Here is a 20,848-nt window from a genome sequence, read left to right on the forward strand (position 1 = left end):
GGCTTCTTCAGGTGCAGGCGGACGCTGTAGTCACCGAGTTTCTCGGCGCTCTTGATCCAGTCGACGTTCTGCACCGTGACCACCTTGGATTCAGGCGACACCACGTAATTGAGTGTGAACACTACGTCGTCGGCGGTGAACGGATCGCCGTTGTGGAATTTCACGCCCTCGCGCAGCTGGAAATCGATGGTGGTGTCGTCAACCTGCTTCCAGTGGGTGGCCAGCATGGGTTGGTACTCACCGTTGTCAGGGTTGCGATAGACCAGGTTGTCCCAGATCAGGCGACCAAGGATCACGCCTTCGCGCAAATCGTTGTGGTAGGGGCTGATGTTTTCCGGCTCGCTGTCAGAGGCGTAGACCAGTGTGTCGTCGGCCTTGCCGGCGAAGGCGGAAAAACTGCTGAACAAACCCAGCAGCGCGATGCTGCGGGCGAAACCCTTGATGCCCATGCCGTCGTCTCCCTCTGGCGAAGTGGTTGTATCAAAGGGCAGTGGGTCGCAAATGCGAGAAGAGGGGTGTGTGTTGAACGGCCATGATTTTCTTTTGGTCTAGCCGACGGCCTCGACACGACTCTAGGCAAAGCGTATCAATGCCACAAGTACAATATTTCGAATCTTTCATTGCCAAAAAGGCAACACAGGAGGCGCGATGCAACTCTATGGCGTGCAATCTACGGCCCTGCGCTATTTTCTGGAAGTGGCGCGCTGCGGCTCGATCAGTGAGGCGTCGACCCGGCTCAATGTCGCGTCCTCGGCGGTCAGTCGCCAAATCAGCAAGCTGGAACGCGAACTGGACGCGGTGCTTTTCGAGCGTCAGGCGCGAGGCATGGTGCTCAGCGAGGCAGGCACTCGCCTGGCGACGTACGCACGCAAATCCCAGCTCGAGGCCGAACAGGTGGTACTGGAAATCACTGAGCTGCAAGGCCTGCAACGCGGTCACGTGCGGGTTGCGTGTTCCGAAGGTTTCGCTCTGGATTTCCTGCCGCAGTGCATTGCCCGGTTCCGGCGCATCTACCAGGGCATTCATTTTTCAATGGAGGTCTGTGCGCCTGCGCAAGCCACCGAACGGGTCCGCTCGGGTGATGCGGACCTGTGCCTGACCTTCAGCCTGACTCCGCAAAACGAAATCAAGGTCGAGCATGTGCACAGCGGCGCGATCTGCGCGGTGGTCAGCCCTGAACATCCGCTGGCGTCGCGCAAGGAAGTGGCGCTGGCCGAATTGCAACCCTATGCCATCGCACTGACCAACACCGATACCACCTTGCGCCAGTTGTTCGATATCTGCTGCGGCGTGCAGGGCCTGTTGTTCGATCCGGTGCTGACCAGTAACTACATCGGTGCGCTTCTGCGGTTCGTGCGTGAAGAGGGCGGTATCAGCCTGTCCAGCGAGATGACGCTGGACAAGCGTGTGCAGGAAAAACAACTGGTCTCGCTGCCGATCAGCGATGAGGGCATGAAGGCGCGCCGCATCGAGCTGCAAAGCATGGCTGGCCGCAATCTTCCGGTCGCAGTGGCGGCGTTTCGGGATTTTTTGATAGAGGAATTGATGAAGACCTGAAACCAGTCCCTCGATTCATGTTCGGTCGGTTCTTTTGTGGCCAGTGCATGCCGCACGATCGGTTGATGTCGCTTGTCATGATGATGTTATAGTGTAACGAATTTGCCGGGGCAGACAGTATGCGCCCCATGACATCAGGCTTCGCTTTAGAGGCGAAGCCGACCTACGAGACGACCGACTCACATGAACAGTTCTCTCCCTGATGTTGCCCTGACGGAAGCATCTTCGGCCCTGATTGCCCTTGACTGGGTGGGTATGCGAGCCATCGAAGTGCCAATAAGACTGAGCGAAGAGGGCGTCAGCCATCCGGTTCATGCCTATGTTGACCTGCACGTTGACCTGGCCGATCCGAGCGTCAAGGGCATTCACATGTCGCGGCTGTACCGGCTGCTTGATCGTTTTGCCGAAGATCGGGTGCTCAACGTTGCCTCTCTGTCGGACCTGCTCGAGGCGATGGTTGAAAGCCACGCCAGTTGCCGTTCGACCCGCGCCCGCATCAAGCTGGACTTCAATCTGCTGTGCCGCCGACCGGCGCTGGTCACCGAGGGGCTCAGTGGCTGGACATCCTATCCGATTACCCTTGAGGGCGTTTGGGAAGCGGGGCGTCTTAGCCTGGATCTTGCCGCTGACATTACCTATTCCTCTACCTGCCCCTGTTCGGCCGCGCTGTCGCGGCAGGCGCTGGAGCAGGCGTTCATCGCCCGTTTCGACAGGCAAACCTTCGTCGACACCATGCAGGTTGCGACCTGGCTGCGCGAGAACGGCTCGCTGGCCACGCCACACAGTCAACGCAGTGTGGCGACGGTGCAGGTACGCGTGCCGGAACACGCCACCGATCTTGGACTGATGGCGCTGATCGACACCACTGAACGCGCGCTGGGCACCCCGGTACAAACCGCCGTCAAGCGTGCCGACGAGCAGGCGTTCGCCCGGCTCAACGGGCAGAACCTGATGTACGTGGAAGACGCGGCCCGCAAGGTCCAGCAAGCACTGGAGAGCACTTACGCCGCATCCAGCGTCAGCGTGCGCCATTTCGAAAGCCTGCACCCCCACGATGCCGCTGCGCAAACATCCAACTACCTGACCTGAGGCTTGCTACCGTGATCCGTAAGAACCCGTCCGGCCATTTGCCGGTGATTGCCGAATCCGCCTACATCGACAAGACCGCCATCATCTGCGGCAAAGTCATCATCAAGGACAATGTGTTCGTGGGGCCTTACGCGGTGATTCGCGCCGATGAAGTCGACGCAAGCGGCGACATGGAACCGATCGTGATCGGTGCCAACTCCAATATTCAGGACGGTGTGGTGATCCACTCCAAATCCGGTGCGGCAGTGACCATCGGCGAGTTCACCTCGATTGCCCATCGCTCTATCGTGCACGGGCCGTGTCAGGTGGGTGACCGGGTGTTCATCGGTTTCAACAGCGTGCTGTTCAACTGTCAGGTTGGCAATGGCAGCGTGGTGCGCCACAACTCGGTGGTCGACGGACGCGATCTGCCGGAAAATTTTTACGTGCCGTCCACCACCCGGATCGGGCCTAATACCGACCTTTCGCAATTTCCACCGGTGAGCATTTCGGCCTCGGAGTTTTCCGAAGACGTGGCGCACACCAACATCGATCTGGTGCGCGGCTACAAGGCGCTGCAGAACGAGTTTTAACCGCTGACGGCGGGCGTTTCGTGACTCGACACGGTACGCCCGACCTCTCCGGAATTATCGACACCGCACACCCAACCACGGACGTTTACCCTTCATGACGACAGTTGTTCACCCCACTCGCGCGCTGACCTCCCGGCTGCGCTCCATCGACGCGCTTCGCGGTCTGATCATTCTTTTCATGCTGCTGGACCATGTGCGGGAAACCTTCTTTCTGCACCGTCAGGTGCTGGACCCGATGGACATCACTGCAACCGGACCGGAGGTCTTTTTCAGCCGCCTGTTGGCCCACCTGTGTGCACCGCTGTTCGTCTTGCTGACCGGGCTTTCGGCTTACCTGTATGGCGAGAAATACAGCGGCCGGGCGGACGTTTCGGCGTTTCTGCTCAAACGTGGCCTGTTTCTGATAGCCCTCGAATTCACCCTGGTCAGCTTTGCCTGGACGTTCCAGTTCCCGCCGACCGTAATCTACCTGCAAGTGATCTGGGCCATCGGCCTGAGCATGGTGGCGCTTTCGGCGATGGTCTATCTGCCGCGCTGGGCGCTGGTGGTGATTGGCGTGATGATCATCGCCGGCCACAACCTGCTGGACTCGCTGCACTTCGGCGTCGAGTCGGCAATGCACATTCCGTGGGCGATTTTGCATGACCGTGGCTGGATCGAGGTGTCGGACAGTCTGCGTTTGCGCACGTCTTACCCGTTGCTGCCGTGGATCGGCATCATCGCGCTGGGCTACGCCGCCGGACCCTGGTTCTCGGCAGGCTTCGATGCGGCCTCCCGTCGCGCCAGGCTGTGGATGTGTGGTTTGGGTGCGCTGCTGTGCTTTATGGTACTGCGCTTGATCAACGGCTACGGTGAAAAGCCGTGGAGCGTGGGCGAGACCGAACTGCACACGGTGATGAGCTTTCTTAACATCACCAAGTACCCGCCATCGCTGTTGTTCATCAGCCTGACGCTGGGCATCGGTATGTTGATTCTGATCGCCTTCGAGCGTTGCCAGGAAAAGGGCTGGTTGCGGCCGCTGGTGGTACTGGGCTCGGCACCGATGTTCTTCTACCTGCTGCACCTGTATGTGCTGAAGATTCTGTACCTGATCGCGCTGGCGATCTGGGGCAAGAATCAGGGCAATTACTTCGGCTTTGAGCACATGTGGGGTGTGTGGCTGACTTCGGTCGTGCTGGCGGTGCTGCTGTTCCCGGCGGTGCGTTGGTTCGCTTCGCTCAAGGCCCGGCGTCGCGACATCAGTTGGTTGAAATATTTGTAAGCGTCTTTTCAGTGGCTTCACCGCTACGCGACGGTTGCCTGAACAGCAACCGTCGCGTAGCGGTTCAAAAGAAGCGCATCAATCGCGATGCGCTTCACCGACGAAGGTCAACGATGTGAACAGGCCGCGTTCGGCGATATCGGCGTTGTCCTTCACCGGCAGCGTCACCTCGGCGGCGATGATGTTCAAGCCCTCGTTGCGTACCACCACGCTGGCCAGGCCTTGGGCATCCGTCTCGGCGCTGACCACGTCCGGCGCACTGCGGTAATCCCCGATCAATTTGATGCCCGCCGCCGGTTTGCCATCGAGCAGGACGCGCACAGGCAGTGGCTTGCCGGGACCGACTTTCAGCGGATCGACCTGCGGCACGATGACGAAGTCGAGTTTCTTGAATTCCGGCAAGTGCGCGCCTTCTTCATAGATCGCCACGCTATACTTGAAGGTATGGATCGAATCCGTGCCGTTGGGCACCTTGCTGCGTCCTTCGTTAATCCACTTCTTTTGCGCATTGCGCGTCCACATGCCATTGTCCAGCGCGACCGACATGACTGCCGGCGACTTGACCGGCACCAGACGTGCGTGATCGTCCAGCCGCTGGACCGTCACTGGAATCATCCGGCCTTGAAGGTCATACGCCCAGGCGCCGCTGATCTTTTGCGCCTTGAACGCGTTGTCTTCGGCGCCGTGGCCGTATACCACCTCGATGTTGCCACGACGTTGTTCGGTCCACAGACCGTGGGCGCTGGCCTGAGCGGCGAACAGGGCACTGAGCAGGCTCAAGGCCACAAGCGGTTTCGATGAAAGCATGATGCATCCTTGTTGTTTTATCTGTCGGGGTAGAAGCAGGATTCTTCGGGATCAGAGGTTCAAGGTGAGGCTGACTGTAAAATTGCGCGGTTCGCCTGGCGCCACCCAGTAATTGCTGAACGAACGCTCGTAGTATTTCTCGTCGAAGATATTGTTGAGGTTCAGGCCCACTGTCACGTTGTCGCTGGCCTTGTAATGCGCGAGCAGGTCGACGGTCTGGTAGGCGGGCAATTCAAAGCGTGTGCCTGACTCGCCGGAACGGTCGCCGACATAGGTGTACGCGGCGCCCACGTCCGAGCCGCGCAACACGCCTTCCTGAAATTCGTAGACACCCAACAGGCTGCCGCTGTGTTTGGCCACGCCTAGAATCCGGCTGCCGGTCGGGATGGTGCGATCACCTTTGGTCACTTCGGCATCGATGTAGGCGAAGGCACCGATCACCCGGACCGCTTCGGTCACTTGACCGGTGAATTGCAGGTCAAGGCCCTGGCTGCGCGCCTTGCCCACGGCACGGTTGCTGTCGGTGGACGGGTCAAGGGCCAGCACGTTTTCCTTCTCGATGTGGAAAGCGGAGAGCGTCGTGCTCAGGCGATCATCGAACAGTTCGCTCTTGATCCCGGCTTCGTAACCTACGCCTTCTTCGGGGTCGAAAGTCTTGCCTGCGGCGTCCAGCCCGTTGTTGGGTTTGAACGAGGTGGACACATTGGTGAACAGACCCAACTGCGGCGTAAGCTGATACAACAGCCCGGCGCGCTGGGTGAACGCATCGTGGCGCTGGCCGGAGGTCCGGTTGGTGGTGTAGTCGTCGACCTGCTGATCGAAATGCTCGACACGCGCCCCGATCATTCCGCGCAGTTTGTCGGTGAAGATGATCTGATCCTGCAGGTTCAACGCGCGGCTTTCGACATGCTCGAAGAAGTCCGTGCCCGAGCGAGCGCCATTGGGTTTGGGCTGACCGTAGACCGGGTTGTAGAGGTCGATGGCATAGGTGGTGCCCGCAACCGGCGCAATGTTGGTTACACGCTCGTTCTTGCGGTAGTTCTCGTATTCGGTGCCGATCAGCACTTCGTGTTCCAGGCCCATGCCTTCGAAGCGCCCGCGCAGTTCCAGCTGGGTGATGCTGTCATGCCAGTTGTTGTCACGCTCGCGATAGCGACGGTTGACGGTACGGCCGTCGGCACTCAAAGGACGGGATTCGCTGGCAAACCCTGACAGCTCGCCTTGCTTGTAGTGGCTGGCCAGACGCAGCGACCAGACGTCATTGAGCTGATGATCCAGGGCGAACTGGACCATGTTGTTATCGTTATCGATGTCGTCGTCAGGTTCGCCCAGGAAGGTCGAACGCGACACGCCGCTCCACTTGTTGTTGGGGGCGACCACGCCACGGTCGAACGTGGATTTCTGGCGGACGAACTCGGTTTCCACCAACAGGTGAGTGTCAGGATTCAACTGCCAGCTGAAGGAGGGCGCAACGAAGACGCGCTTGCTCTCGACGTGATCGCGGAAGCTGTTGTTGTCCTCGACCGCCAGATTGACCCGCGACAGCAGGTTGCCTTCCTCATCGAGGGGTGTGTTGACGTCCAGTGCCGTGCGATAACGGTCCCGGCTGCCTGCGCTGGTCTGCAAGGTGGTGAAGGCTTCGCGCTGCGGTTTCTTGGTGACAATGTTGACGGTGCCACCTGGGTCGCCACGGCCGTAAAGGCTGGCCGCGGGGCCTTTGAGCACTTCGATGCGCTCGATGTTGGCCGCGTCAGGTGTCGCAGGGTAGCCGCGGTTGGCGCTGAAGCCATCCTTGTAGAACTCGGAGGTGGTAAAGCCGCGAATGCTGTACTCGTAGAGTGTCAGGCCGCCAAAGTTGTTTTGCTTCGACACGCCGCCGGCGAAGTCGAGGGCACGTTCGACGCTGTTGCTGCCCAGGTCTTTCAACACCGCCGCAGGTACCACGCTGATCGATTGCGGGACGTCCTTGATGGCAGTGTCTGTCTTGGTGGCGGTGGCAGAGCGGGTCGCCCGATAGCCCTGTACCGGACTGGTGGCCGTTTCGTATTGATAATCGGAGGTGACGTTGACGCTTTCCAGCTCGATGGTCTGTGGCTGATCTTCCGCAAAACCGGTATTGCCCAACATCCCGATGGCCAAGCCTGCCAGAGACGCAATTCTACGAGACGACATGTGAGACTTCCTGATGGTTATAGATACAATATAACATCTCCGATGAGAATTGTTTCTATACAGAAGTATGCTGCTCGTACAAATTTTACGAAGCTCGCGGCGGATGAATCCTTGAGGTTCAGCGCATGGATGACGAGGGAACGGGACGTGAAATCGAAGCGAACGGAGCGTGGTCCGTTCGCCTTCCGCGATGAAGAGAAGGATTACTTGACGCGGTTGCTGAGGGTGCTGAGGGTGCTGACAGTGCTTTTCAGTGCGTTCAGATCGCTTCGTGTGTTGCTGATATCGTTCTTCAGGCTGGAAAGATCGTTGCTGCTGGCGTTCGAACCCGAACTGCGCTTCAGGTCACCGACCTGACTCTGCAACGCTGCGAGGCCACGGCCCTGTTCGTCGATCCTGCTTTTCAAACCGGACAGGTCGCTTTCGCTGCTGCGTGACGAATTGCCGTTGCTGCGCTTGAGTTCCTCGATCAGGCGTGCCTGAGCCTCTACGGTCTGCTTCAGACTTTCCAGTTTCGCCGCATTCTGCCTGGAGTCGTTCAGCAGCGCCTGGAGATCGCCGAGCGTCACGTTGGTGTTGCGCACCGAATAAGCTGAATTGGTCTCGTAATGGGTTGCGGCCAGATTGTCCTGACTGAACGCGCTGCCCGCGTTGAATTCAAGCGCTTGCGCCTGCGAACAGGCCAGGCCGGTGATCAGTAACGCCGCGAAACGATAACCCGAACGCGATGAAAAGGAGTGACACGCCATTGCAAGAATTCCTGGTCAGGTGCCGAAAGTGGCACATTGACATGACTTTAAAACGTAAGTCCGGTTCATGATCCGCCAGAATTTATTACTTGTTGATCCTGGCGGATCGGGCGTGTCAGGCAATTCCCTCAGCTTCCCTGCAATGGCTTGGCATCCTGAAAGAAATAGTCCTTCCAGGACGCAGGTTTGTTCTTGATCGCGCCAACGCGGTGCAGGAATTCTGCCAGCGGGTAAGTGTTCCTGGGCGTGATGGTGAACTGGAACTCCGGCTGATCGATGATTTTGAGCAGCTCGGCCCTGTCGATTTTCGAGCGAGTCACACGCAGGTAGATGTCGGCAGCCGCGCCGATGTCCTTGCTGACGAACTGCTCGGCTTCACTCAGAGCCTCAACGAAGGCTTTGTAGGTCTTGGGGTTTTCGTCGCGAAATTTCTCGGTGGCGAACAACACGGTTGGCGAGTTCGGACCCAGCAGATCGTAGGTGTTCAGGACCACGTGCACATTGGGGTTCTGCAGCTCCTGATCCTGATAGGGCGGATTGGAGAAATGACCGGTCAGTTCGGTTCCCCCGGCAATCAGGCTGGCCGCTGCATCCGGATGTGGCAGGCTGATGGTGTACTTGTCCAGACGCGCGAACTCTTTATCGCCCCACAGCTTTGCCGCTGCGTATTGCAGGTAGCGCGATTGCACCGAGACGCTGACGGCTGGCACTGCAATGCGGTCTTTTTCGGTGAAGTCGGCAATGGTCTTGACCTTGGGGTTGTTGCTGACCAGGTAATACGGAAAGTTGCCCAACGATGCGACCGCCTTGACGTTCTGTCGGCCGTGGGTACGGTCCCAGATGGTCAGCAACGGGCCGACGCCTGCACCGGCGATGTCGATGGAGCCCGACAGCAGAGCGTCATTGACCGCCGAACCACCGGACAGCTGAGTCCAGTCCACTTTGATGTCCAGGCCCTCTGCCTTGCCGTGCTTCTCGATCAGTTGCTGATCACGCACCACATTGAGCAACAGATAGACGATCCCGAACTGCTCGGCAATGCGGATTTGCCCTTCTGCCTGGGCCGTGGCTGGGGCCAGAAGCAAACCGGCGAGCACGCTCGCGCCCAGCCCGATGGCGGTCGCAAAGCATTTAAAGCGTGAAGTTCGTGTTGAAATGATTGACATGGGCGGCTCCAGAAAAGCGGTTTTTTGAGCTTATCGCTATAAAAATATTTATTTAAATAACGTTAATGCATAACCATAGGCATGTTTCGCTGTCGTTTCAGGCCAGCTCGAACTGGCGGTCCCACAGCGGCGAGACATCGATCCGCTCGCTCAGCACCCCGGCTTCGAAGAACACATCGGCGACCTCTTGCTGCGAGGCAATCGCCTGATCGTCGATGGCTCTGAGCTTCCATGGCTGGCTGCGGTTTTCGATCTGATCGGCGAATACCGCCGGGTCGATACCCAGCAGCTTTCCGGACTTTTGCGCCCACTGCGCCGGATGGTCGTTAATCCATTCCAGGGTCTGGCGCTGCCGGGCGAGGTAGTCGGTGATGGCCTGACGGCGCAGCGGATCTGCCAGTGCGGCGGGACGGGCAGCCAGCACGTAGTTGCCGGACAGATACCCCAGCGCGGTTTTCAACACCCGCGCGCCGCTGCGGAATTTGGCCAGTTGAATGAACGTGCCGTAGGTCACCCAGGCATCGAGCTGGCCGCTTTGAAAGGCACTGAAGCCGTCCTGCGGAGTGAGCGCGATGGCGTTCACGTCGGCCATGCTCAGGCCTTGCTCCTTGAGCGCCTTGATCAGGAAATAGTGAGCGGTCGTGGCTTTGACATACCCGACGCGCTTGCCGCGCAACTCGGCGACCGATTCGATGCGTGAGGCCTTGGGGATCAGAAATACCTGGTTGTTGACGTCGCCTTCCATCACCGCGATCAGCTTGGGTTGGCGATGGCTTTGAATCGAGAACACCGGTGGAATTTCGCTCATCGAACCGATATCGATGCTGCCGGAGGCGAGGGCTTCGACGATCAGGTTGCCGCCAGGGAATTCGGAAAACTGCACCTTGTAAGGACGTTTGTCGTTCCCTGCGTCTTCATTGAAGTTGGCGTCGCCGCCCCGGTAAGTGGCGACCTGCAGCGTCAGATCGGCCAGCGGATCGCTGGCGAACAGTCGCGGCGTCATACCCAGTGTGGCCGCGCCGAGCGTCACGGCGCTGGCGGTCAGAAAACGGCGTCGATTGAACAGTCCGTTGTGTGGCGTTTTGCTCATGCGCTCTCGTCCTTCAAGTACGGTCTGGGGTGTCGAGCGCCGATGTAAGCATAACGATGAATATTAATATTCTAATTTTTTATAATTAGCTTAGAAGTAAATGTGCTTTTTAATTGATTTCTTATGCGCCTAGTCTTGCTCCATCGACCTCGAATCAGGGAGCAATACCATGAGCAATGTCAGTGCCTTGCCGATCCCGGCCGACACCTTCAATTCGTCGGGCTCCAGCGTGAAGGAGCGGGTTACGCCGGAAGAATGGGAGGTGCGGGTCAAACTCGCCGCCGCTTACCGACTGGCGGCACTGAAACGCTGGACCGATCACATCTACACACATTTCTCGGCCCGCGTACCGGGCCCGGACGAGCATTTTCTGATCAACGCATTCGGTCTGCTGTTCGACGAGATCACGGCGTCCAATCTGGTCAAAGTCGATATCGATGGCACGATCGTCGATGACCCGACAGGCCTGGGCATCAATTACGCAGGCTACGTGATTCACAGCGCCATCCACGCCGCGCGCCACGATTTGCAGGCGGTGCTGCACACCCATACTCGCGACGGCATTGCCGTTTCGGCACAGAAGGACGGTTTGCTGCCGATTTCCCAGCACGCCATCGCCTTTTCCGGGCGGGTGGCGTACCACGGCTACGAAGGCATCGCGCTGGACCTGGACGAGCGCGAACGGCTGGTGGCGGATCTGGGCGACAAGAGTGTGATGATCCTGCGCAACCACGGCCTGCTCACGGGCGGCGTCAGTGTCGAGCATGCCTTTCAGCAACTGCACGCGTTGGAATACGCCTGCAACATTCAGGTTGCCGCGCAGTCGGCAGGCAACGCCGAGCTGGTCATTCCGCCGCACGAGGTCATTGCCAGGGTCGAGGAACAGGCCAGGGTCATCAAGGACGGGCACGGCCCAGGCGTGGCGCGGCACTGGAATGCCCTGATCCGCGAACTGGAACGCAACGACACCGATTACAAGACCTGAACATACCTTTACCCACACACACAGGGATACACATTGATGGGTTTCACTTATTGGCTCAGAGGCTGCGCTGCACTGTTGGCCTTCAGCGTGCTGGTGGGTTGCGGCGATGGCGAGAAACAGGCAGTTTCAGGTGGCGAAACGGATTGGTCGAAGGTCAAGCTGGTACTGGGCGATCAGGCCAAGGGATTGCGCACAGTGGTCGAGGCTTGCGGAGCGTTCGATGGCGTGCCTTATCAGATCGAGTGGGCCAACTTTCAAGGCGCGGCTCCTTTGTTCGAAGCCTTGCGCGCTGGCGCGGTGGATCTGGCGCCTGCCGGTGACACGCCGGTGCTGGCAGCGGCCACCGGCGGCGCGCCGTTGCGTATCGTGGCTGTACGGCGCAGTCAATCGCGCAGCATTGCGATTCTGGTGCCCAAGGATTCTCCGATTCAGACCGTTGCCGACCTCAAGGGCCGCAACGTGGTGATATCTTCGGCGCGTGGCAGCATTTCCCAGTACCTGCTGATCCGTGCACTGGCCAATGCCGGGGTCAACGAGGCGGACGTCAATATCGGCTTCGTCATGCCGACCGACGCACTGCCCGCGTTCAACGCCGGCAAAATCGAAGCCTGGGCAACGTTCGGCGTCTATCAGGCATTTGCCGAAGAGCAGGGCGCCCGCGTGCTGCTCAGCGGGGAGGGCATCAATACCGGGCTGACGTTCATCACTGCGTCGGACCAGGTGCTGACTGATCCAGTCAGGCGTCAGGCCATCAATGATGTTCTCAAACGCCTGGCCAAGGCGTTCGACTGGGCCCGCACCAACCCCGACCGATACGCCGAGGTATTCGCCAGGGTCAACGACATCCCGCTGCCGGTGTCGCGGCGCCTGCACAGCTGGGGCCTGGAGGCGCTGGAGCCGGTCGAGAACCGCGACGTCGAAGCGTTGCAGCAGGTTGACGATCTGTTCGTCGAGAAGAAGATCTTCCCGCACAAGGTCGAGGTTGCCGAGCTGGTCGACCGACAGGTATTTGTCCCGGAACGCGATATCACTGCGCGATGATGCGAGGCGTCGACGGTTGGTGTAGTGTGCGCACCCAAAACAAGGGGCGCCCACATGCAAGACCTGCTGAACGAAATCCTCGATGAAGTAAGACCCTTGATCGGTCAGGGCAAAGTGGCCGATTACATACCGGCGCTGGGCGGTGTACGGCCCGATCAACTGGGCATCGCGGTGTACGGCAACGATGGCCAGATGTTCAGCGCGGGCGATGCCGACACGCGGTTTTCGATCCAGAGCATTTCCAAAGTGTTCAGCCTGGTGCAGGCCATCGGGCATTCCGGCGAGGACATCTGGCAGCGTCTCGGGCATGAGCCGTCCGGCCAACCCTTCAATTCGCTGGTGCAGCTGGAATTCGAGCGGGGCAAGCCGCGCAACCCGTTCATCAATGCCGGCGCGCTGGTCATCTGCGACATCAATCAGGCGCGTTTTGCCGCGCCATCGCTGTCGATGCGCGATTTCGTCCGGCGGCTGTGCGGCAATCCTTCGATCACCTCCGATTCCAAAGTGGCTGAATCCGAATACCAGCACCGTTCGCGCAACGCGGCGGCGGCGTACCTGATGAAGTCGTTCGAGAATTTTCATGGCGATGTGGAAGACGTGCTGCGCAGTTATTTCCATCACTGCGCCCTTAGCATGAGCTGCATCGACCTGGCCCGAGCGTTTGGCTTTCTGGCCAATCAGGGTTTCTGCACCCACAGTGGCGAGCAGATTCTCAGTGCCCGTCAGGCCACGCAGTTGAACTCGATCATGGCCACCAGCGGCCTGTATGACGAAGCGGGAAATTTTGCCTATCGCGTGGGTCTACCAGGCAAGAGCGGCGTCGGCGGTGGTATCGTCGCCATCGTGCCAGAGCGGTTCTCGGTCTGCGTATGGTCCCCGGAGTTGAACGCGGCAGGCAATTCGCTTGTCGGTATGGCTGCGCTGGAAAAGCTCAGCGCGAGGATCGACTGGTCAGTGTTCTGATGCCCGAGCCGGGATGCTGACACCCTGAAGCACCAATGTGTTGGAGTCATGGATTGAATCGACGGTTGTTCAAGTCGCTCACGATGAGCCTGAGCCTGCTGGTCATGGCCGGTTGCGGTACCCGGACGCCTCAGGAGCCTGAACTGAGCCCCGAGCAGGCGCGCACGCGAATTGTGCGCCTGATGCCCGCCACGGTCAGCGACCGTCAGGCGTGGGCGACGGACATTCACGCGGCCTTCGCTGCACAGAAAATCCCCCTGACCACCGAGAACATTTGCTCAGTGCTGGCCGTGACCGAACAGGAGTCCACCTTCCAGGTCGATCCCGCCGTGCCGAACATGGGCCGCATTGCGCGCGGCGAGATTGACCGTCGTGCGGCACGGCTGCACATTCCCAACGCCTTGATTGCCGCTGCACTGCGGGTACGTTCGCCGGACGGCAAGACCTACGGCAAACGTCTCGATTCGGCACGGACCGAGAAGGAACTGAGCGCCATCTTCGACGATTTCATCGGCATGGTGCCTTTGGGCCAGACCCTGTTCGGCAACTTCAATCCGGTCAAGACCGGCGGCCCGATGCAGGTCAGCATCGCCTTTGCCGAAAAGCACGCCGAAGATTATCCCTACACCGTGGATCGCACCATTCGCCGTGAAGTCTTTACCCGCCGTGGCGGAATGTATTTCGGCATCGCCCACCTGTTGGGTTATCCAGTGAGCTATCGCCAGTCGCTGTACCGCTTCGCTGACTTCAACGCCGGTTGGTACGCCAGCCGCAACGCTGCCTTTCAGGCGGCTGTCAGTCAGGCTACCGGCATCGACCTGGCGCTGGACGGCGACCTTATTCGCTTCGACTCTACATCGCCAGGCGCCACCGAACTTGCGGTGCGAACCTTGGGCGACCGGCTGGGCATGAACAAGTCGCAGATCTGGAGCCAGCTCAAGCAGGGCGATACGTTCGAGTTCGAAGAGACCGAGCTGTACGACAAAGTCTTTGCCCTTGCGGATCGTGCAGCCGGCAAGCCCATGCCCCGCGCGATTCTGCCGGGCATCACCCTGAAAAGTCCGAAGATCACCCGCACGCTGACCACAGCATGGTTTGCCGAGCGTGTGGATGATCGACGCGAGCGCTGCGTACAGCGTGCGCCGGCGGGGATGTGATACGCAGCGTCGTCATCGCCGGCCTGCCGCTGACTCAATGTCCCGCCAGTTTCACCGTCATCGCATCGCGCTCACCGTCGAAAAACGTGTCCAGCACCTCCTGAAAAATCGGCCGGTCAGGCGCTGCGAGTGTGAACAGGGTCATGCTGGAATGCAGCTTCAGGTCGTCCGGAGAACTGAATATTTGCCGCGCCGTACGTTCTACTTGAGGGGCAATGAGCTGGGCACACTGCTCAAGACGCGGGCCGAGTACGGGATGTTTCAGATAGGCCATGGCCTCATCGAGACTGCCGATGGCGTAGCGCTGGGCCATGTCACTGCGGCCCAGGCCACGAATCTGCGGAAACACGAACCACATCCAGTGGCTGCGTTTCTTCCCGGCTTCAAGCTCGGCCAGCACCTGTGAAAGCACAGGTTGTTGAGCATCCACAAAGCGTTGCAGGTTGTAAGCATCGTTCATGATGAGCCTCCTGTTTTTCAGCGAGCCCGGACCGGTCGCCGTATGATGGCCGTCCTTTGCGGGGCCTGGTCCGTATCAAGAGTTCTTTTTGCCATGCCGGTTTTCAAGCGTTTTTCATCGTTCATGCAGCAAGCCTTCCGCGCCATGCACTTGGTGTGGGCCACGTCTCGCGGGCTGTCGCTCGGGCTGATCGTCGCCACGCTGGTGGCGGGTCTGTTGCCTGCGCTGGCCGCGTGGCTGGGCCAGCGCATTGTGGATGCTGTGGTCAGCGCCATGCAATTGCACGCCAGCACCGGCGAGGCTCCCTTGTGGCCGGTGTTGCGCTACGTGCTGTTCGAAGCGGGCGTGCTGGCGTTGCTGGCTGCCGCCCAGCGCGGTTTGTCGGTGCAGCAGGCGCTGTTACGGGTGCTGCTGGGGCAGAAGGTCAACACGCTGATTCTGGAGAAGGCACAGACCCTGTCGCTGATGCAGTTCGAGGACTCCGAGTTTTACGACAAACTGGTCAGGGTCCGGCGCGAAGCCTCGACCCGACCGCTGGCCTTGGTCACCAAATCGCTGGGTCTGATGCAAAACCTGATTTCGCTGATCAGTTTTGCCGTGTTGCTGGTGCATTTCTCGCCTTGGGCACTCGTTATTCTGGTACTCGGTGCGTTGCCGGTGTTCTTCGCCGAAGCGCATTTTTCCGGTGATGCGTTCCGCCTGTTCACCCGTCGCGCTCCGGAGACCCGACGCCAGAACTACATTGAAACGCTGCTTTCTCACGAGGGTTACATCAAGGAGGTCAAGCTGTTCGGCTTCGCGCCGCTGCTGCTCAAGCGCTATCGCGAGACGTTCGAGCGCCTGTACGCCGAAGATCGCCGCCTGACCGTTCGCCGTGACGGCTGGGGCTTTCTGCTCGGGCTGCTGGGCACCGCGGCGTTTTATCTGGCGTACGCCTGGGTGGTGGTGGATGCCGTGCATGGCCGCATCACCCTTGGGCAGATGACCATGTACCTGGTGCTGTTCAAGCAGGGGCAGGCTGCCGTCAGTAGCAGCCTCAGCGCGATCAGCGGTCTGTACGAAGACGGGTTGTACCTGGCAGATCTGTATGTCTACCTCGGCCAGCCGGTGGTCGTGCCGAGTGGTAGTCTGACCCAAGGCGCGCAGCTTGGCGACGGGTTGCGTTTCGAGGACGTGAGCTTCACGTACCCCGGCACCGGCAGACCGGCCCTGGAGCATATCGACCTGCATTTGGCGCCGGGCCGCAGTGTGGCGCTGGTAGGGGAGAACGGTTCCGGTAAAACCACGCTGATCAAGCTGCTGACGCGTCTCTACAAGCCTGATCACGGCCGTATTCTGCTCGATGGCAGTGACCTTCAGGAGTGGGACGAAGAGGCCTTGCGCACCCGCATCGGGGTGATCTTTCAGGACTTCATTCGCTATCAGTTTCTGGTCGGCGAAAACCTCGGCGTTGGTGACACTGAAGCCTTTCATGACGAAACACGCTGGCGCGAAGCCGCAGCCCAGGGCATGGCAGCGCAGTTCATCGAGCAGCTGGATAAGGGGTACGAAACCCAACTGGGCCGCTGGTTCGCCGGTGGTCAGGAACTGTCCGGCGGGCAGTGGCAGAAGATCGCGTTGTCGCGTGCCTACATGCGCCGTGATGCCGACATCCTGATTCTCGACGAACCGACTGCCGCGCTGGATGCCGGCGCAGAAGCCGCAGTGTTCGATCATTTTCGTGAATACGCCAAGGGCCGCATGACGCTGCTGATTTCCCATCGTTTTTCCAGCGTGCGCAACGCCGAGCACATTGTGGTGCTGGAACATGGGCGAGTGCTGGAGCGCGGCAGTCACGCCAGCCTGATCGCTGCGCAAGGGCGCTACGCCGCGCTTTTCGACTTGCAGGCTCAAGGTTATCGATAGATGAAGACAGTCATGCAAACCGATAAAAACCTTGCAGTGGGTCAGCGGTCGGCGTTTTATAGAGCTCGTTTTTCGACAGCGCTTGCGAGCGCTTTTTTCTGAACAAGACGGAGTCATCAATGCAATTTCGTTCATTGGGCAAGACTGACCTGTCGGTCAGCGCCATCACACTGGGCACCATGACCTGGGGCGAGCAGAACACGCAGGACGAGGCGTTCGAGCAGATTCGCATGGCCAAAGAGGCTGGCGTCAACTTCCTCGACACCGCCGAGATGTACCCGGTGCCGCCGCGTGGCGAAACCTACACCAAGACCGAAAGCATCATCGGCGAATACTTCAAGAAGTACGGCGACCGCAGCGATTGGGTTCTGGCCAGCAAAGTGGCCGGCCCCGGCCGCATGGAACACATTCGCGACGGTAATCCGCGTCTGGATCGCCATAACATCACCACGGCGCTGGATGCCAGTCTCAAGCGCCTGAACACCGACTATCTGGATCTGTATCAACTGCACTGGCCGGATCGCAAGACCAACTTCTTCGGCGTGCTGGGCTACACCCACGACCCAGATGACGTATCGGTCGAGATCGAAGAAACCCTGTCGGTGCTGGGCGATCTGGTCAAGGCCGGCAAGATCCGCCACTTCGGTCTGTCAAACGAGACGCCGTGGGGCACCCAGCGCTTTCTGCACTTGGCCGAAAAGCTGGACCTGCCCCGCGCGGTATCGATCCAGAACCCCTACAACCTGCTCAACCGCACCTTCGAAGTCGGTCTGGCGGAAATCGCCATCCGCGAACAGATTGGTCTGCTGGCTTATTCGCCGCTGGCGTTCGGCGTGCTGGCGGGCAAATACCTGGACGGAGCGCGCCCGGCCGATGGTCGTCTGACCCTGTTCGAGCGCTTCCAGCGTTACAACAACCCGCAAGCCGTCAGCGCCACCGAAAAATACGTGGCCCTGGCCCGCGAGCATGGCCTGGACCCGTCGCAAATGGCACTGTCTTATGTGACCAGTCGGCCGTTCGTGACCAGCAATATCATTGGCGCCACCAAGCTCGACCAATTGGCCGTCAATCTGGCGAGCATCGATGTCACACTGTCGGACGACGTGATTGCCGGGATCGAAGCCATACACATTTCGCAACCTAACCCGGCGCCTTGAGCGGAACGCCACTGAACTAAGTTTCAGCCTCGCCAGTCAGCATCTAACGCATGCCCTAGCAGACTTCGAGGCTGAAAATCCGATGCATATCTCTCTCAAGCAACAAGTCGCACTCGTCACCGGCGCCAGTTCCGGTCTGGGCGCTGCGGCGGCACGCGCTTTGGCGGACGCGGGGGCGGCCGTCGTCATCAACTACCATTCCAAGGCTGAACCCGCCGAGAAGCTCGCGGACGAGATCCGCAAGGCTGGCGGTCAGGCCGTGGCCATCGGTGCCGATGTGTCCAAAGAGGACGAGGTCGAGCGACTGTTCGCCCAGACCATCGAGCAGTTCGGCGCACTGGACATCCTGTTTGCCAACTCGGGCCTGCAAAAGGACGCCGCTTTCGTCGACATGAGTCTGGAAGACTGGAACACCGTCATCAACGTCAACCTGACCGGACAGTTTCTTTGCGCTCGCGCAGCCGTACGCCAGTTCATCAGCCAGGGCATGCGCAAAGACGTGTCGCGAGCGATGGGCAAGATCATTCACATGAGTTCGGTGCATCAGCTGATTCCGTGGGCCGGTCATGTCAACTACGCAGCCTCCAAGGGCGGCGTCGATCTGCTGATGCGCAGCATTGCCCAGGAAGTGGGTGAGCAGAAAATCCGTGTCAACAGCATTGCTCCGGGCGCGATTCGCACGCCGATCAACGCTGATGCCCGAAAGGGCGACGCGGAAAAGAAAATGCTCGAGCTGATTCCGTACGGCCGTATAGGCGAGCCGGAGGATGTCGCCAACGCGGTGGTCTGGCTGGCGTCGGACGCCTCCGATTACGTCCACGGCACGACCCTGTTCATTGACGGAGGCATGACCCTCTATCCGGAGTTTCGTGGCAATGGCTGACTTTCCAGAAGAAGCACAGAACCCGATCGAAAACCACGGCATCATCGGTGACATGCGCAGCGCCGCGCTGATTGCCGACACCGGCAGCATCGACTTCTGCTGCTGGCCGGATTTCGACAGCCCGTCCATCTTCACCGCGTTACTGGACAGCAATGATGCCGGGATCTTCCAGCTCGCGCCGGACCTGCCGGATGCGCGACGCCTGCAAATCTATCTGCCGGACACCAACGTGCTGCAGACCCGCTGGATCTCTGAAGAGGCGGTCGTGGAAGTGACGGACCTGATGCCGATTGGCGAAGATCAGGACGATCTGCCGCGCATCGTGCGCCGGGTTCAGGTGCGCTTCGGTCAGGCGACGATCCGCATGCGTTGCAAGGTACGCATGGATTACAGCCGTGGCGAAACCACTGCGCATCAGGAAGGTGAGGACGTGTGTTTTCAGGCGCAGGGCCAGCCGGGCATGCGTCTTTCAGCGGCCACGCCTCTGTATGTGGAGAATGACGCGGCGGTCGCCGAGTTCCGGATGGAGAAGGGCCAGACCATCGAATTCATTCTCGGTGGGGTCGATGACCCGCAGGTGGCGGCCGGCAAATGCTCACGCTACTTCGACGACACGCTCAAGTTCTGGCGGCGTTGGGCCGGACAGTCCGAATACAAGGGACGCTGGCGTGAGATGGTCACGCGCTCGGCGCTGGCGCTCAAGCTGCTGACCTCGCGCAAGCATGGCGGCATCATTGCGGCGGCGACCTTCGGCCTGCCGGAGACGCCGGGCGGCGAGCGCAACTGGGACTACCGCTACACCTGGGTCCGCGACGCGTCGTTCACCGTGTACGCATTCATGCGCCTGGGTTACACCGATGAAGCCAATGCGTTCATGGGCTGGATGCGCGGGCGCCTCGACGACTGCTGCGAGCACACCGAAACGATGGGCATTCTTTACGCCCTCGACGGACGGGAAAAGCTGCCTGAAGAACACCTCGATCACCTGACCGGTTACGGCGGTGCATTGCCCGTGCGCATCGGCAACGAAGCGTACAAACAGACTCAGTTGGACATTTATGGCGAGCTGATGGACGCCGTCTACCTGGCCAACAAATACGGCGATGCGATTTCCCACGATGGCTGGAAGCACGTGGTTCGCCAGGTCGATTATGTGTGTGAACACTGGAATGACCGGGACGTGGGGATCTGGGAAATGCGCGGCGGCGATCAGCATTTTCTGCATTCGCGGCTGATGTGCTGGGTGGCGCTGGACCGGGCATTGCGTCTGGCGTTCAAGCGCTCTCTGTCAGGCCCGTTCGAGCGCTGGACCAAGGTGTGCGAGCAGATTCATGACGACATTTGGGACAACTTCTGGAACCCGGAGCTGGGGCACTTCGTCCAGCACAAGGGCAGCCGCAATCTGGACGCCTCGATGCTGCTGATGCCGCTGGTGCGCTTCGTCGGTGCCAGTGATCCCAAATGGCTGGCGACGCTGGACGCCATCGAACGCACGCTGGTGCGCGACGGCATGGTGTTTCGTTACCGTAATGATGACGATCATGACGACGGGCTCGAGGGTGAAGAGGGCGCGTTCGTCGCCTGTTCGTTCTGGTATGTCGAATGCCTGGCCCGCGCCGGGCGGGTCGGTCAGGCGCACCTGGAGTTCGAGCAATTGCTGCGCTACGCCAACCCGCTGGGTCTGTATGCCGAGGAGTTCGATGCCCATGCGCGTCATCTGGGTAACACGCCGCAGGCGCTGAGTCATCTGGCGCTGATCAGTGCCGCCAGTTTTCTCGACCGCAAGCTGGGCGGCGGACAGGCGTTGTGGCAGCCCTGAGCGACCGCTGAGCCA

19 protein-coding genes are annotated in these 20,848 nt (G+C 59.8%); 12 read left to right on the plus strand and 7 right to left on the minus strand.

The genetic code is table 11. The annotated features are described in order from the left end of the window. Positions 1 to 449, minus strand: a 449-nt coding sequence (locus BZK31_RS17270; RefSeq protein ID WP_244182697.1) for an ABC transporter substrate-binding protein, incomplete at its 3' end; no start/stop codon positions are given. Between the two features lie 199 nt (positions 450 to 648). Here BZK31_RS17270 and BZK31_RS17275 point away from each other — a divergent pair. From BZK31_RS17275 to BZK31_RS17290, 4 genes are all read left to right on the plus strand, one after another. Next, a complete protein-coding gene (locus BZK31_RS17275) occupies positions 649 to 1,557 on the plus strand; it encodes a LysR substrate-binding domain-containing protein (protein ID WP_083184169.1) in 909 nt (302 codons plus the stop codon). A 183-nt stretch (positions 1,558 to 1,740) separates the two neighbouring features. After that, positions 1,741 to 2,646 carry a GTP cyclohydrolase FolE2 gene (gene folE2, locus BZK31_RS17280; protein WP_083184170.1) on the plus strand — a complete coding sequence of 302 codons (906 nt, stop codon included), beginning with the start codon at positions 1,741 to 1,743 and terminating at the stop codon, positions 2,644 to 2,646. 11 nt (positions 2,647 to 2,657) lie between these two features. Beyond that, complete coding sequence (locus BZK31_RS17285; protein ID WP_083184171.1) at positions 2,658 to 3,218, plus strand: gamma carbonic anhydrase family protein; 561 nt, start codon at positions 2,658 to 2,660, stop codon at positions 3,216 to 3,218. A 94-nt stretch (positions 3,219 to 3,312) separates the two neighbouring features. Beyond that, positions 3,313 to 4,479: an acetyltransferase domain-containing protein gene (locus tag BZK31_RS17290; RefSeq protein WP_083184172.1), complete on the plus strand. Its 1,167-nt coding sequence runs from the start codon at positions 3,313 to 3,315 to the stop codon at positions 4,477 to 4,479. 78 nt (positions 4,480 to 4,557) lie between these two features. Here the strand turns inward: BZK31_RS17290 and BZK31_RS17295 are convergent, their stop codons facing one another. From BZK31_RS17295 to BZK31_RS17315, 5 genes are all read right to left on the minus strand, one after another. Beyond that, entirely contained in the window at positions 4,558 to 5,286 is a 729-nt protein-coding gene (locus tag BZK31_RS17295) for a DUF4198 domain-containing protein (protein ID WP_083184173.1), read from the minus strand. A 51-nt stretch (positions 5,287 to 5,337) separates the two neighbouring features. Beyond that, positions 5,338 to 7,458 (minus strand): TonB-dependent siderophore receptor, encoded by a 2,121-nt coding sequence (locus BZK31_RS17300; protein ID WP_083184174.1) that lies wholly within the window; start codon positions 7,456 to 7,458, stop codon positions 5,338 to 5,340. Positions 7,459 to 7,661: 203 nt separating this feature from the next. Continuing rightward, the gene (locus BZK31_RS17305; protein WP_244182698.1) at positions 7,662 to 8,207 is read right to left on the minus strand and encodes a hypothetical protein; all 546 of its coding nucleotides are present in this window, start codon (positions 8,205 to 8,207) and stop codon (positions 7,662 to 7,664) included. Positions 8,208 to 8,335: 128 nt separating this feature from the next. Further along, a complete protein-coding gene (locus tag BZK31_RS17310) occupies positions 8,336 to 9,373 on the minus strand; it encodes an ABC transporter substrate-binding protein (protein ID WP_083184175.1) in 1,038 nt (345 codons plus the stop codon). Positions 9,374 to 9,470: 97 nt separating this feature from the next. Then, positions 9,471 to 10,463 (minus strand): ABC transporter substrate-binding protein, encoded by a 993-nt coding sequence (locus tag BZK31_RS17315; RefSeq protein WP_083184176.1) that lies wholly within the window; start codon positions 10,461 to 10,463, stop codon positions 9,471 to 9,473. Positions 10,464 to 10,632: 169 nt separating this feature from the next. Here BZK31_RS17315 and BZK31_RS17320 point away from each other — a divergent pair, with 169 nt between their 5' ends. From BZK31_RS17320 to BZK31_RS17335, 4 genes are all read left to right on the plus strand, one after another. Then, entirely contained in the window at positions 10,633 to 11,448 is an 816-nt protein-coding gene (locus BZK31_RS17320; RefSeq protein WP_083184177.1) for a class II aldolase/adducin family protein, read from the plus strand. A 36-nt stretch (positions 11,449 to 11,484) separates the two neighbouring features. Next, entirely contained in the window at positions 11,485 to 12,489 is a 1,005-nt protein-coding gene (locus tag BZK31_RS17325) for an ABC transporter substrate-binding protein (RefSeq protein ID WP_083184178.1), read from the plus strand. 54 nt (positions 12,490 to 12,543) lie between these two features. Continuing rightward, on the plus strand, positions 12,544 to 13,452 hold the full coding sequence (glsB, locus tag BZK31_RS17330; RefSeq protein WP_083184179.1) for a glutaminase B: 909 nt from the start codon (positions 12,544 to 12,546) through the stop codon (positions 13,450 to 13,452). Positions 13,453 to 13,535: 83 nt separating this feature from the next. After that, positions 13,536 to 14,609: a DUF1615 domain-containing protein gene (locus BZK31_RS17335; RefSeq protein WP_083184227.1), complete on the plus strand. Its 1,074-nt coding sequence runs from the start codon at positions 13,536 to 13,538 to the stop codon at positions 14,607 to 14,609. A 34-nt stretch (positions 14,610 to 14,643) separates the two neighbouring features. Here BZK31_RS17335 and BZK31_RS17340 read toward each other — a convergent pair whose 3' ends face one another. Further along, entirely contained in the window at positions 14,644 to 15,069 is a 426-nt protein-coding gene (locus tag BZK31_RS17340) for a DUF1810 domain-containing protein (protein WP_083184180.1), read from the minus strand. A gap of 93 nt (positions 15,070 to 15,162) precedes the next feature. Between BZK31_RS17340 and BZK31_RS17345 the strand changes: the two genes are divergently transcribed. The 4 genes from BZK31_RS17345 to BZK31_RS17360 all read left to right on the plus strand — a co-directional run bounded on the left by BZK31_RS17345 (position 15,163) and on the right by BZK31_RS17360 (position 20,833). Further along, positions 15,163 to 16,974, plus strand: coding sequence for an ABC transporter ATP-binding protein (locus tag BZK31_RS17345; RefSeq protein WP_083184181.1), 1,812 nt, complete (start codon positions 15,163 to 15,165; stop codon positions 16,972 to 16,974). Between the two features lie 119 nt (positions 16,975 to 17,093). Then, on the plus strand, positions 17,094 to 18,131 hold the full coding sequence (locus BZK31_RS17350) for an NADP(H)-dependent aldo-keto reductase (RefSeq protein ID WP_083184182.1): 1,038 nt from the start codon (positions 17,094 to 17,096) through the stop codon (positions 18,129 to 18,131). A gap of 82 nt (positions 18,132 to 18,213) precedes the next feature. Then, entirely contained in the window at positions 18,214 to 19,014 is an 801-nt protein-coding gene (locus tag BZK31_RS17355; protein WP_083184183.1) for a glucose 1-dehydrogenase, read from the plus strand. Then, positions 19,007 to 20,833 carry a glycoside hydrolase family 15 protein gene (locus BZK31_RS17360; RefSeq protein ID WP_083184184.1) on the plus strand — a complete coding sequence of 609 codons (1,827 nt, stop codon included), beginning with the start codon at positions 19,007 to 19,009 and terminating at the stop codon, positions 20,831 to 20,833. Before BZK31_RS17355 ends, BZK31_RS17360 begins: the two co-directional genes overlap by 8 nt. Positions 20,834 to 20,848: the final 15 nt, after the last annotated feature.

This window comes from Pseudomonas floridensis (genome assembly GCF_002087235.1).
GTDB classification, from domain to species: domain Bacteria; phylum Pseudomonadota; class Gammaproteobacteria; order Pseudomonadales; family Pseudomonadaceae; genus Aquipseudomonas; species Aquipseudomonas floridensis.

What these genes read in the sequence shown, in the direction of transcription:
- BZK31_RS17275 (WP_083184169.1), top strand. Translation starts at nt 649, where the DNA reads ATGCAACTCTATGGCGTGCAATCTACGGCCCTGCGCTATTTTCTGGAA.
- BZK31_RS17350 (WP_083184182.1), top strand. Translation starts at nt 17,094, where the DNA reads ATGCAATTTCGTTCATTGGGCAAGACTGACCTGTCGGTCAGCGCCATC.
- BZK31_RS17325 (WP_083184178.1), top strand. Translation starts at nt 11,485, where the DNA reads ATGGGTTTCACTTATTGGCTCAGAGGCTGCGCTGCACTGTTGGCCTTC.
- BZK31_RS17345 (WP_083184181.1), top strand. Translation starts at nt 15,163, where the DNA reads ATGCCGGTTTTCAAGCGTTTTTCATCGTTCATGCAGCAAGCCTTCCGC.
- BZK31_RS17320 (WP_083184177.1), top strand. Translation starts at nt 10,633, where the DNA reads ATGAGCAATGTCAGTGCCTTGCCGATCCCGGCCGACACCTTCAATTCG.
- BZK31_RS17335 (WP_083184227.1), top strand. Translation starts at nt 13,536, where the DNA reads ATGAGCCTGAGCCTGCTGGTCATGGCCGGTTGCGGTACCCGGACGCCT.
- BZK31_RS17340 (WP_083184180.1), bottom strand. Translation starts at nt 15,069, where the DNA reads ATGAACGATGCTTACAACCTGCAACGCTTTGTGGATGCTCAACAACCT.
- BZK31_RS17305 (WP_244182698.1), bottom strand. Translation starts at nt 8,207, where the DNA reads ATGGCGTGTCACTCCTTTTCATCGCGTTCGGGTTATCGTTTCGCGGCG.
- BZK31_RS17315 (WP_083184176.1), bottom strand. Translation starts at nt 10,463, where the DNA reads ATGAGCAAAACGCCACACAACGGACTGTTCAATCGACGCCGTTTTCTG.
- BZK31_RS17360 (WP_083184184.1), top strand. Translation starts at nt 19,007, where the DNA reads ATGGCTGACTTTCCAGAAGAAGCACAGAACCCGATCGAAAACCACGGC.
- BZK31_RS17290 (WP_083184172.1), top strand. Translation starts at nt 3,313, where the DNA reads ATGACGACAGTTGTTCACCCCACTCGCGCGCTGACCTCCCGGCTGCGC.
- folE2 (WP_083184170.1), top strand. Translation starts at nt 1,741, where the DNA reads ATGAACAGTTCTCTCCCTGATGTTGCCCTGACGGAAGCATCTTCGGCC.
- glsB (WP_083184179.1), top strand. Translation starts at nt 12,544, where the DNA reads ATGCAAGACCTGCTGAACGAAATCCTCGATGAAGTAAGACCCTTGATC.
- BZK31_RS17310 (WP_083184175.1), bottom strand. Translation starts at nt 9,373, where the DNA reads ATGTCAATCATTTCAACACGAACTTCACGCTTTAAATGCTTTGCGACC.
- BZK31_RS17295 (WP_083184173.1), bottom strand. Translation starts at nt 5,286, where the DNA reads ATGCTTTCATCGAAACCGCTTGTGGCCTTGAGCCTGCTCAGTGCCCTG.
- BZK31_RS17300 (WP_083184174.1), bottom strand. Translation starts at nt 7,458, where the DNA reads ATGTCGTCTCGTAGAATTGCGTCTCTGGCAGGCTTGGCCATCGGGATG.
- BZK31_RS17355 (WP_083184183.1), top strand. Translation starts at nt 18,214, where the DNA reads ATGCATATCTCTCTCAAGCAACAAGTCGCACTCGTCACCGGCGCCAGT.